The sequence below is a fragment of the Kitasatospora sp. NPDC034533 genome (assembly GCF_055575155.1).
On record NZ_JBVITE010000115.1, the window covers coordinates 1 to 11,748 of the forward strand.

Sequence of the window (11,748 nt, forward strand, 5' to 3'; positions counted from 1 at the left end):
CTACGAACGCAAGGCCGACCACTTCGCCGCCTTCGCCAGCATCGCCGCCGCCCTCATCTGCACCCGCCGACTCCCCAAATGAGATGAATTCTTAGCCCAGCCTGGCGGCTGCCCCAGCCGACGACCGGCGCCGAAGCGGAACCGCCGAAGCTGGGCGCTACTGTGGGCCGGCGGCGAGGCCCCTCAGGGGCGGCGCCCATGGTCGTGGTGAGGACGGGCAGCTCGCGCGTCGGGTCGTTCAGCCCCCAGCGCTGCGGCGCGTGCGCAGACCGCGATCAGCCGATCCGTTCGCCGGTCGACAGCGGCGGGAGTGCGTCGACTTGGCCAGCACGTGGTGGGTCGTGTTCTCAGCGGTCGCGGAACGGTTCCCAGGGGTCGGGGAGAGGAGCATTCGGGTCCTCGCCCTCGGTGGACAGGCCGACGTAGGCACGTAGGGCGGGGCGGGTGCCGGGGAGACCGTACTGGGTGAACCGCTCGTGGAGGCCGGAGCCGAATGGCCAGGACTGGAAGTCATCGGCGGTCAGCAGCCCGGCCAGGACCCTCAGCAGCTCCCGGCGTCCGGGGGAGAGCTCGGTGAACACCGGTGCGCTGTCCGCAGGTTCGAACAGGGCTGCCAGCAGGTTCTCGGCGCGGGCTGCCAGCGGGCGGGGGGCGCTGCCGGCCTCGCTGATGTGGGGAAGGGTGCGGACGATCTCCAGGAGGACTCCGTCCGGTTCCTCGGCGGCACTCATCAGGTGCAGCAGACTCCGGACGGTGTAGCTGTGCAGGTCTCCCGCGTGGTGGGCGGTGGCGGGCTCGGGGGCAGGTTTGGCGCCGAAGGCCGCCAGTTCGGCGGCGATGCGCTCCGCCGGCGGCAGGCCGGGCGCGGAAGCCGGGTGCGCGGCCAGCACGCGGGCCAGAGCGGTGGCGGCGGCCCAACGCGGCAGAGCGTGCCCGTGGTCGAGGTGGCGCCGGAGCCGGCCGTTCGGGTCGTGGTCGGCGAGAAGTCCGACCGCGACGAGGATCGTGGCGGCGCAGACCGGTTCCTGCTCGCCGTCGAGGCAGGCCAGCAACGGGGGCAGGGCTGCGTCGGTCTCCTCGGGGAACCAGCCGAGAAGGTACGCGGTCCTGGTGCGGATCTCCGGATCCGGGTCGCCGAGCAGTTCGAGCAGGACAGGGAGCTGGGCGCGGACCGCGTCGTAGGAGCGCAGTGCGCCCTCGCGGGCATCCACGGGGTGTCCCGCCGCGCAGTAGGCCCGCCCCTCGCGCAGGTTCTTCAGCCGCTCCTCGTCGGTCTCGGCGGCGATCTGCTCGTCGTACCAGCGCAGGTTCTCTTCCGTGCTGAGGGCCGCGGCGCGCCATGCGACGGTGTCGATGCCGAGCGGGAGGTCGTACTCGTCGTGCCAGTCGACAGCCAGCCGGGTCAGCAGCAGCAGCGAGTCGGCCCGGGCGCCGGCCGGGCCCGCGACGGCAATCCGGGTGAGGAATGGTACGGCGTACGGAGAGGCCGAGTACCGGCTGCCTTGATGGAAGATGTTGTTGAACAGACTGCCGAAGGCGCTTTCCCGGGCCTCCTCGTCCGGTCCGCACACCGCCCGGAGCTGGCCAGGCACGTCTTCGGCGCTGCCGTAGGCGTGCCTCAGGGCCGCCCAGTCGATGTCGTCCAGCCCTGTCAGGAGATCGTCGGATCGCTTCATGATCCGTACACTCGCAGGGACCACTGACACCGGTTCTGCAGGGGCCTGGGCGACCGTCCCGGTCACCATCGCAACGCCTTCGGTGTTCCGGAGCTCGAAACTCCTACTCCGTCAACAGCCTCCGCCAGCCCGTAGAGTGGATCGACGAACCGCACAGCACGGAAGTTCTCCCGCTGGAGCTCTGCGAGCGCCACCTCGACGGCATCGCCGGTGTACCCCGGCGGTGCCAGAGTGAACCGTCGTCACTACGATTGGCACATGGAAGAGCTGCCAGAGGGTGTGGACCGCGATGTCCTGGACCGCTACGTCCTGGACCGTCGTATCGGCCCGGCGCTTCGGATGATCAGGGATGCGTCCGGCTGCGGGCTCCACGAGGCGCTCAGGGTCTTCTGCGCGCGATACGAAGAGCTCCGCCGCGACCGGCCGGACGAATTCAAGCTGAGCCGTGAGGAGTACGCCCACGAGGTCTACACCTGATCCGCAGCCTCCTTGACGGCCCGACCGCGACTGGTGCGGGCGGGCCGTGCCGCCCCGCCCGGTGTCGTACCCGTCCGGCCCGTCGGCGAGGCCCAGGCCGGATACTGGATCGTCGCCCAGAAGCACACCGGCCTGCGCGACCACTTCCGGACGCCGGTGCCGCCGAAGCCGAGCGGCAGTCCAAGGGCCCGGGTGAGGCCGCCGAGTCGGGCACCCGGGCACCGGCCGAGCTCGCCCGGCTCCGGACCCCTGCGCGGGCCTTGCGGAACTCGTCACCACCTACGGCCTGGTGATCAACGAGCTCAGCATCGAGAACGAGGCTCTGCGCGCCCAGCTCACCGCCCCGGCGAACCCGGCGGTATCTCCCATCGACCGACGCCGCCCCCCACGGGTCAGATGCTGAGATAGGGGGCGACGGTGGCTGCCGTGGTCGCTGACTTCAGGTAGTTCTCGGCGTGATGGAAACGGAAGAGGGCACTGATGGCGGTGGTGTGGTCCAGGGCGATCCCGTCGAAGAACCTGCCCAGCCGGGGCGGGACAGCCACGGGGTCACCGGGGTCGGCGATGTTCACCCAGCGCGTCCCCCCGGGCAGGCCCGCGCCTCGCGGCTGCGTGCCGTCGGCGGGACGCGGCGCGGGAATGAGCCGTTCGAAGACCACGTGGGGCAGCGCCAGCGGCGAACCCAGCGTGAGGAACAACTCAGGCTGCAATTCCGGGTGGGCGTGCAGGGCCTCGTAGGCGACGACCGAACCCAACGAGTGCGCGACGACGACGCGCGGCCGGTGTCGGGCGATCCGCGCCGCGACCTCCTCACGCGCCGCTGTACGCTCGGGAGCGTCCACGGAGCGCAGGTACGCGGCGACCTCACCGCACAGCAGCCGGATGAAGACCCCCAGCGGCCCCTCCGCCAGGTCGAACCTGCGCGCCAACCACGACGCGAACCCGCGCAGCGGCACCGTAGCGTGCCCCTGCGACACCTCCTCGGTCATTCCCAGCTCCCGCGCCCACCCATCGAGCATCTCCTGCGCCAGCGGGTCGTCGAGGAAGTCGCCGTCCTCCCCTCCCTGGGCTGCAGGCCCGGGACGGAGCAGGTCCGCGTAATAGGCGAAGTCCACGTCGAGCCGATCCGGGGAGACTCCGAGGCCGGCTGCAAGGTCCCGTGCCCAGGCGGTGGCCTTGACGGCCCGTAGTTGTTCCTTGCGTGTGTCGGAGATGCCGGCCCCGAAGCTGTTGTAGATGCCGTGCACGGCAACGACCCGCAGCGGCGAGACAACAGTGGTACTGGTCAACGAAGCCTCCTGATCAGGGGTTCAAGACTGAGGACAGCCACTTCCTGGCCGAAGCCGACCACCACGATTCCGTCCGCGGTGACGGAGACGGCCGTCACCACATCAGGAAAGTGGAATGCCGTGAGGCATGTAGCGGTGGTCAGGTCCCACACCCGCACCGACCTGTCCCAGCTGCCGGTGACGGCGATCGGGCGATCTTCCAGCACCGCCGTAGCCACCGCACGCACACTGCGGGTGTGGCCGGTCAGTTCACAGACCTCCGCGCCAGTGGTCAGGTTCCACACCAGCACCGACGGTTCGTCGTCGCCCGTGACAGCGATCGGGCGACCCTTCCGAACTGTCACCGCTGCCGCACGAACCCTGGCGTTGTGTCCGGTCAGCTTGTCGACCTGAGAACCGGTGGCCAGATCCCACACGCGCACCGACCGGTCGTTGCTTGCGGTGACGACGTGCGGGCGGCCCTCCAACACCAGCACGGCTACCGCGTTGACCCAGGCGTAGTGACCGGTCAGCTCGCGGATCTGCGCGCCGGTACTCAGGTCCCACACGCGCACCGACCCCTCGTCGTCGCCCGTGACGGCGATCGAACGGCCATCCACCACCGCCACAACCACAGCTTGCACGGTGTCGTTGTGGCCGGTGAGCATGCGGATCTGCGCGCCGGTGCTCAGGTCCCACACGCGCACCGACCCCTCGTCGTCGCCCGTGACGGCGATCGAACGGCCATCCACCACCGCCACAACCACAGCAGTCGCCCCGCGGACATGGCCAGTCAGCTCACGAACCTGTATCCCGCTGGACAGATCCCATATCCGCACCGACCCGTCAAGGCCGGCGGTGACGGCGTGCGGTCGGCCTGCCACCATCGCCACCGCCACGGAAGTCACCGAGTTGGTGTGGCCGGCCAGTTGGCGGAACTGCGCCTCGACGGACAGGTCCCATATGCGCATCGACCCCTCGCTCTCGGTGCTGGTGATGGCGTGCGGGCGGCCATCCAACGACGTCGCCACCGCCGCATACAGCCTGCGGGTGTGGCCGGCCAACTCGCGGACCTGAGCGCCGGTGGTCAGGTCCCACACGCGCACCGACCGGCTGTCGTCGCCCGTGATGGCGTGCGGACGGCCATTCAGCTCCGTCACCGCCGCCGCACGCACCGAGTCGGTGTGACCGGCCAACTCGCGGACCTGGGCGCCGGTGGTCAGGTCCCACACCCGCACCGACCAGTCCATGGAGCCGGTGACGGCGTGCGGACGGCCATTCAGCTCCGTCACCGCCGCCGCACGCACCGAGTGGGTGTGGCCCTTGAGCTCGCGGACCCGGGTGCCTGTCGTCAGGTCCCACACCCACACCGTTCCCCGAAGGCTGCCGCCGGCGACGGCGTGCGGACGGCCCTCCAACACCGCCACCGCCACCGCGTTCCCCTCGGGTTCGTCGCAGGTCAGCTTGTGGACCAGGGCACCGGTGGTCAGGTCCCACACCAGCGCCAAGTCGTCGCTGCCGACGACAATATGCGGACGGCCATTGAGCACCACTTCAGCCATCGAGCGCACCCTGGAGGTGTGGCCGGTCAGCGTGCGGATCTTGGTGCCGGTAGCCAAGTCCCACACGCCCACCCACCGTTCGTTGCCGCCGGTGATGACGTGCGGGCGGCCATCCAGCACCACCACCGCCACCGCCCACAAGCCCTCGTCGCCGGGGTGAGCGATCAGCTCGCGGACCTGCACACCGGAGCTCAGATCCCACACCCGCACCACCCCGTCGGAGCCGCCGGCGACGGCGTGCGGACGCCCCTCCAGCACCGCCACCGCCACCGCACGGATGCCGGGGGTGCCGGGGTGGCCGAGGGTACCTACCAGGACCGGCGAGACCTGGCTGCCTGTTGCCCATTGCACCTGCCAGTCGGAGTCGCCGGACAGCCCGCTCCGTAGCGGTGTGTTGCCAAAGCGTGCGGCATCAAGCGCAAGGAGCTGGCGCCGTGCCGCCGATGGCAGCACGTGGTGGACGCCCCAGGACGCGCGGTAGACAGCGGCGTTGAGTCTGGACTGGTCGGAGCGGGAGTGAGGCAGGGCGTTGGCGAGGGTGTGGGGGTCGGCGTACTGGAGGTAGTCGGCGTCGTCGAGGAGCTCATCCAGGCGTCCGGCGTCGACGGCGTGCTGGGCGGCATGCCGTAGCAGATAGCCGACAGCGTGCTGCCACCGCATGTGGCCTGCTGGATCCCGGGGGACGCAGTTCAGGAGCCGATCGAACAGGAGCTCTGCTCGATCGGGCGAGGAGTCCGTCGCCACCGGAAGGCTCTCGTTCGCGGGTGGGCTCATCGGCTGGCGCAGCCAGTCGGCGAGGCCTTCGTGGAAGAGCCGGTAGAGGGTGGTGCCGTCGGTGTCGATGTCGCGGCGCAGGTAGAAGCGTGCTTCCCCGTCCAGGACGGCGTACAACTCCTTTAGCGGCAAGGGATGTTCGTGGCCGCCGATGAAAGCCGAGGCGGCGTGGGTCAGGACGCTTTCGGGCATGCCGCGGCCCTGGGCGAAGGCCAGGGCCGTGAGCACTGGACGCAGGAGGACCTGGTCGGCGTGGCGGCGCAGGTCCAGTTCGAGGACGTCGGGCAGGCTGCGGGGCACGGCCCGGCCCAGCCGTACGGCTTCCTCGGGTGCGGTGGCAGGTGGGATGGCCAGGAGGTAGTGGACATAGAGTCCCGCTGTGAGGAACTCGCCCCACTGCAGGACTTGGGTGTCGCGGCCCGGCTGTCCGGTGGTGAGGGCTTCGGCGATCGTTTCCGCAAGGATGTCGCGGACGGCCCGCAGACCACCGCGCGCGTAGGAGCCGTCCGCGGCCAGGAGCCCTCTGACGTAGGCGGCCACATCCCGGCGGACCTCATGCGGCGCGATGGTGCCCAGGTCCGTGCACGCTTCGGCCCCCCGTGCCAGATCCAGCAACTGGTCGAACCGGACGTCCTCGCGGGTGGCGACCAGCAGCCGCAACCGGGCGCCAACTGTCCGGGCGTGTCGAGCGAGCGGGAGCAGCAGGGCGGTGGTGATCTCCTGAGGGTTCAGGGCTTCGTCGAGGGCGTCGATGACGACGGTGACCGGACGGCTTCCGGGGGGCAGCAGGTTCAGCAGGTGCTGTGCCGGGCTGCCGGTGGTGTCCTGGTTCTCTTCGTCTGCTGGGGTGGGGTCGTCGGGGGTGGTGATGTGGCGTAGTTGGCGGGTCAGGGAGGCGGTGATGTCGTCGAGGCCGAGGCGTCGTGCGTGGACGGCCGCGATCCGGTTGTTCTCACCGGGCACGTGGTCGTGGAGAGCGGCCCACAGGGGGCGGGTGTGGCGGCGCAGTGCCGGGTGGGCGGCGCACAGGAGGATGCCGAGGAGCGCGGACTTGCCGGCGCCCGCCTTCCCGGTGACCACTCGCAGCCCTGGGCCGGCGGTGTCGTCGTCGAGCCATGCGGTGAGGGTGTCCAGTTGGGCGGTTCGGCCGCTGAAGTAGCCCTCGGCCCAGTCACGGTCCACCGGCTCGGCGCCGCCGGCGCGGCGCATGAAGTGCAGGGGGTCCGCGGCCCAGTCGGCCAGGCGGGCGATCTCCGGAGGCAGATCCGGTGCCGAAGTGGTGTCGAGGAGGTTGTAGGAGGGGTTGGGGAAGAACGGCAGGTGGGAAAGGTCGGCGTGGCCGGGGATGAGGCTGGTCAGGATCGACTGCGGCAGTCCGCCGGTCCGTTCGGCCAGTTCGTCGACGGCACGGCCGATGTCCCGCCAGACCGTGGCGGGCGGGATGTACCGCAGGGAGGGATCGAAGCGGACCTCCCGGTCGCGGTACTTCCCCAGCACCTGTACCAGGGCCCGGCTCAGCCGGTAGCCGAACGCCTGCTTGTCCGGGCCGGTGGCGGCCAAAACCCAGGCACGGCGCTTGTCCACGTCCATCCGCGAGTGCCAGGAGGTCACTGCGGCCTGCCCGGCATAGCAGACGTCCAGGATGAACAGGGTCATCGGCCGGTGCTGCCTGGGCTGGTCTTCGATCAGGTCGATCCACGTACCCACCGGTTGGCGGAGGCGCTCCCCGTCGCTGTCCAGGATGTACAGCTTCCCGCTGCTGCCGTCGGCCAGTTCCCCGTGCCCGACGATGTGCACGATCAGCACGTCGGCGTCCTCAGCCTCGACCGCGGCCTCCACCAACTTCCCGTAGTCGGCCCGCCCCTCCGGTACCGCGGCCGGACGCTGCGTTGTGTACCGGAAGTCCTCCAGGATCTTTGCGACCTTGTCGGCGTGGACGGGGGCTTCCTCCAGGACGTCCAGGCCCAACCGCGGCGAGTCGCCGTCCTCGGTCCGCGTCAGCGCGATCCCGAGCGACAGCACCACATGCCGCAGCCTGCCCGCGTCCCCCGCCTGCTCCATGTCCGACGCCGTCACTCTCCGCCCCCCGGCTTCCTGGTAACCCGATCAGCAACGCGGTTCGACGATAGACACTGCGCCCCTCTGCGGTGGCCAGATCACCGAGATCGGAAAGCGACTGCCCGCTCCAACTTGCTGACCGTCAGCATGTGCGCACACACACGCTGACGCGGCAGACGTCCCACGAGTCGAACAGGCAGCCACACCGGATGAACCCACTGCCGCGTCTCGGCTCCGACGCATGGATCTCAACAGTTTCAGACCAGGGACGGTCACCTCGCCTGGCACGCCCGTAGCCGGCGCAACAGTGCCCTCGCCCATCTCACCGGCACCGACACCACCTCACCCCGGCCGGCCCAAGAACCGCGGCACGACCGCGGACACTGACCCCGCCCAGCTCCGCTGTCTCTGCGCGGAGTCGCCACCCTTGACGGAGAGCGCCACCATCGAACAGCCGAACCTCCAGGATCGTCGGACTGCCGCCCCTCACCCGGTTCTGGCCGGAGGTGAGGAAGGCCGGACGTACCAGCGTGACCTGAGCCGCTGGGCCGCCCCCCGGGCCCACATCCAGCAAGCCCTCACCTCGTCCCCAACCGAGCGGACGACCGAACCGCCCGCCACCACACCATCCTCCCCATCCCGTTCCCGCCGGCGGTGACCGCCTCCCGAGCGGACCGCCCACCCTTCGAGCCGGAGTCCTTCACCGCGGAGGGGCCGAGTCAGCACGATCCGCATCACGGCGTTCGCTGGCGACGCGCCGATGTGATGTGGGTGTACCGCTACCGTTCGACGGTGCGGCCGCCGGTTCAGGTGAATCAGCGAGCGTGGCGACGGGTCCTCCGATGCCCCGGGGAATCTCCTGCGTGGCAGCCGCTCAACCGGAGCGGCCGTATCCGCCAGGGAGAATCCCCATGCGCCTCGCCCCACGTTCCGCTCTGCTCGCCGCCGTTCTGTCTGTCACCGCGCTGGCCGGCCCGGCCCCCGCCGCCGTCCCGTCAAGCGTCGACGGCGCGTCACAGGTCGCAGCGGGCCGCTACCTCAATCTTCACCAGTGCGTCTACAACAGCCCGCTCGGGCAGCCCACCTTCGACCTCATGACCACCCTGGTCCCGAGCCGGGACCAGCGGTTCAGTGCGGCGACGGACGTCTCGGACACCCCCGTCCCCGCCGCCGTGTGCGGCCCCGGGGACGGCAGGTACGAGCCCAATGTCTACACGGCCGCCCAGGCCTACGACCTGACGTCCGGCCGCTACCTGAACCTGCACCAGTGCATGTTCTGGAGCGACTTCGACTCCGACCACCTCACCACGGTGGTGGGCACCACCGACGTCAAGTTCGTCGCCGGCACCAACGTCTCCGACACCCGCGACACCGCCGTCAGCTGCGGCGGCGGAGGCACCGATCACCCCATCCCCCTGCTGTCCAGCGCCACGCCCCTGGACCTGACCGCCGGGCGGTACCTGAACCTGCACCAGTGCATGTACTACTTCGACGGCTTCCACGACCACATCACGACCTTCGGCCCGAGCGGGGACGGGCGGTTCGACGCCAGGACGAACATCTCCAACACCCCCGACACCCAGCCTTCCTGCGGTCCGGGCGACGGACGGTACCAACTCATCCCGATCCTCTCCGGGGTCAAGGCCCTCCGGATCCACTGAGCCGGCCCGGGCTCGCAACAGGGCAACGCCACGGCCGTCCGGACCGTCCCAAGACCTGCGCTCGACGTCTGGTCGAACTACGAGGAGTTCGCCAAGCGAGTCGAGGCCGCCCTGGACCAGCGCGCCGCGTACTTCGGATGCGACGGGAAGAACCTGTTCACCACGGGCCGGTGGTGGTGTGGGACCTGCTCGCCCGCCTGATTGTGTCTTGAACCCGAAGATCGGTGTGCAAGGCGTTGACCAGGCGGCGAGGGCCGCTCTGGAGGCAGCCGGTCGCGTACTCCGGGACGGCGGCGCAAGGGCCTCGGAACGTTGGAGCGTGCGGCTGCTCGGCTGAGGCCGGCCCCGCGGAAGCAGCCCTCCGGCGGGCTCATCGCCATTGACGATGGTGGCGTGGGCGGCGGTGCCGGCGGCCAGCCCGTGCCGGACGTCCCGGACCGGTCCGCGGCGCCTGACGGCCTATGGGTTCGTTCAGGTGGATCGGTATCCGTGGCGGCATACCAGTGTGGTCCTGCCGCCATGATGTCGGCAGGAACGACCATCCCGTTGGGAGACCTCTCATGACGACGCAGGGTCAGGACGGCAGCGAGACCGACGACGAACCAGTGGACCTGGCCGATCAGGAGCTGGTCCGTGATCCGTTCCTCTCCTACGCGCGCATCCGTGATCGCGAGCGGATGGTGCGCGGACGCGTACCCGGTGTCGACCCGATGTGGGTGGCCACCCGCCACGACGACATCCGTACGATCATGAGCGGTCCCGACTTCACCATCGACGCCGCGAGCGTCCCCGGTCCGCCGGTGGCCCACCGCACCGAACAGACCTGGCAGGCCCGCGGCATGTACGCGGGGTACGAGAAGTACCTGCGCGCCGGGATCTTCGACACGGACGGCTTGGACCACCGCCGTCTGCGCGCACTGGTCACCGCCGCGTTCTCCCCGGGCCGCGTGGCCGCGCTGCGCCCCAGGATCGAGGCCATCGCCGCCCAGCTGCTCAACCGGCTGCCGGGCCACGCCGATGACGGCGTCGTCGACCTGATCGAGCACTTCGCCCGGCCGTTGCCCATCACCGTCATCTGTGAGCTCATCGCCGTCCCCGAAGCCGACCGCGACCGGTGGCGGGAGCGGAGTGCCACCCTGGCCGCGGGCACCTGCGGCGAGGAACTGGGCGACGCGCTCGCCGGCATGGTCGCCGACGCCCACGCCCTGGTCGACCTCCGCACCAGCCGCCCTGGCGATGACCTCGTCTCCGAACTGCTCGCACCTGACCACCGCGACCGGCTGAGCACCGACGAGCTCGTCGCGCTCATCACGAACCTGGTCGTCGCCGGCCACATCACCACCGTCAACCTCATCGCGAACAGCACCGAAGTGCTCCTCGCTCACCCCGGCCAACTCGCCCTGCTGCGCGAGGACCCCACTCTCATGCCGTACGCGGTCGACGAACTCATGCGCTACTGCGGGCCCGTCGTGCGCGCGCTGCCCCGCTACGCCGTCCGCGACACCACCGTCGGCGCCACCCGGGTGCGGGCCGGGGACGCCGTCCTGCCGATCGTGGCCGCGGCCAACCGTGATCCCGCCGCCTTCACCGACCCCGATCGCCTCGACCTCGGACGCACCCGCCGCAGCAAGCAGGTCCACCTCGGATTCGGGCACGGCGCCCACCGCTGCCTGGGCGCGCACCTTGCCCAGGAGGAGACCGCCGTTGCGCTGACCGCGCTGTTCGGCCGCTTCCCCCACCTGCGGCTCGCCACCGATCCGGAGCACCTGCGACGGGGCACCAACCCGGTCAACTGGCATCTGAAGTCCCTCCCCGTACGGTTGCGGCCTCAGGACCGTGCGGGGCGGGCCGGGAACGTGGCCCGCCCCGCATAGCCGCACGCGCCTGCCACGCCGGCGCTCCGGGTGCCGGGGCCGGGGACGGCGTCCGGGGTGTCCATCGGGACCTCGTGTATGGAATCGGACAGCGCGCCGTCCGACTCCCGGGCGGCGTCGCCGGCTGGATCACCGCGCTGGTGCGCGAGGAGACCCGGACGCCGGAGACCGGCAGTGGAAGCACCGGCGCCGGCCACGGCCACGGCCACGGGGCGACGGCCGGGACGCCGGGCTCGCCCCGGCTTGGTGGTGACCCGGCTTGGTGGTGACCCGGCTTGGTGGTGGCCCGGCGCCTCCTCTTTCGGGCTCTCCTGCCGTATGTGTGGATGCGCTGATCTACGGCTGGACGTGAAACACGCCGTCCTCTGTGATCCTTGAGGTGTCGAAGCCCAAATTGG

General features: G+C 70.5%; 7 protein-coding genes. 4 read left to right on the top strand and 3 right to left on the bottom strand.

Annotation, left to right across the window (positions count from 1 at the left end):
- Positions 1-347: 347 nt before the first annotated feature.
- On the bottom strand, positions 348-1,676 hold the full coding sequence (locus ACZ55U_RS37880) for a HEAT repeat domain-containing protein (RefSeq protein ID WP_465533981.1): 1,329 nt from the start codon (positions 1,674-1,676) through the stop codon (positions 348-350).
- 258 nt (positions 1,677-1,934) lie between these two features.
- On the opposite strand from ACZ55U_RS37880, the gene ACZ55U_RS37885 reads away from it, so the two are divergent.
- On the top strand, positions 1,935-2,153 hold the full coding sequence (locus ACZ55U_RS37885) for a hypothetical protein (RefSeq protein WP_465533983.1): 219 nt from the start codon (positions 1,935-1,937) through the stop codon (positions 2,151-2,153).
- A gap of 392 nt (positions 2,154-2,545) precedes the next feature.
- Here the strand turns inward: ACZ55U_RS37885 and ACZ55U_RS37890 are convergent, their stop codons facing one another.
- Positions 2,546-3,442 carry a serine peptidase gene (locus tag ACZ55U_RS37890; protein ID WP_465533985.1) on the bottom strand — a complete coding sequence of 299 codons (897 nt, stop codon included), beginning with the start codon at positions 3,440-3,442 and terminating at the stop codon, positions 2,546-2,548.
- Positions 3,439-7,833, bottom strand: coding sequence for an AAA family ATPase (locus ACZ55U_RS37895; RefSeq protein WP_465533987.1), 4,395 nt, complete (start codon positions 7,831-7,833; stop codon positions 3,439-3,441). The genes ACZ55U_RS37890 and ACZ55U_RS37895 overlap by 4 nt, the downstream gene beginning before the upstream one ends.
- 893 nt (positions 7,834-8,726) lie before the next feature.
- Here ACZ55U_RS37895 and ACZ55U_RS37900 point away from each other — a divergent pair.
- From ACZ55U_RS37900 to ACZ55U_RS37910, 3 genes are all read left to right on the top strand, one after another.
- Positions 8,727-9,476: a hypothetical protein gene (locus tag ACZ55U_RS37900; protein WP_465533989.1), complete on the top strand. Its 750-nt coding sequence runs from the start codon at positions 8,727-8,729 to the stop codon at positions 9,474-9,476.
- Between the two features lie 560 nt (positions 9,477-10,036).
- Positions 10,037-11,350, top strand: a complete 1,314-nt coding sequence (locus ACZ55U_RS37905; RefSeq protein WP_465533991.1) for a cytochrome P450 family protein — start codon at positions 10,037-10,039, stop codon at positions 11,348-11,350.
- Positions 11,351-11,424: 74 nt separating this feature from the next.
- The gene (locus tag ACZ55U_RS37910) at positions 11,425-11,619 is read left to right on the top strand and encodes a hypothetical protein (RefSeq protein ID WP_465533993.1); all 195 of its coding nucleotides are present in this window, start codon (positions 11,425-11,427) and stop codon (positions 11,617-11,619) included.
- Positions 11,620-11,748: the final 129 nt, after the last annotated feature.

Bases quoted from the DNA above. Each gene is read 5' to 3' on its own strand.
- ACZ55U_RS37880 (WP_465533981.1), bottom strand. From the start codon at position 1,676: ATGAAGCGATCCGACGATCTCCTGACAGGGCTGGACGACATCGACTGG.
- ACZ55U_RS37900 (WP_465533989.1), top strand. From the start codon at position 8,727: ATGCGCCTCGCCCCACGTTCCGCTCTGCTCGCCGCCGTTCTGTCTGTC.
- ACZ55U_RS37905 (WP_465533991.1), top strand. From the start codon at position 10,037: ATGACGACGCAGGGTCAGGACGGCAGCGAGACCGACGACGAACCAGTG.
- ACZ55U_RS37885 (WP_465533983.1), top strand. From the start codon at position 1,935: ATGGAAGAGCTGCCAGAGGGTGTGGACCGCGATGTCCTGGACCGCTAC.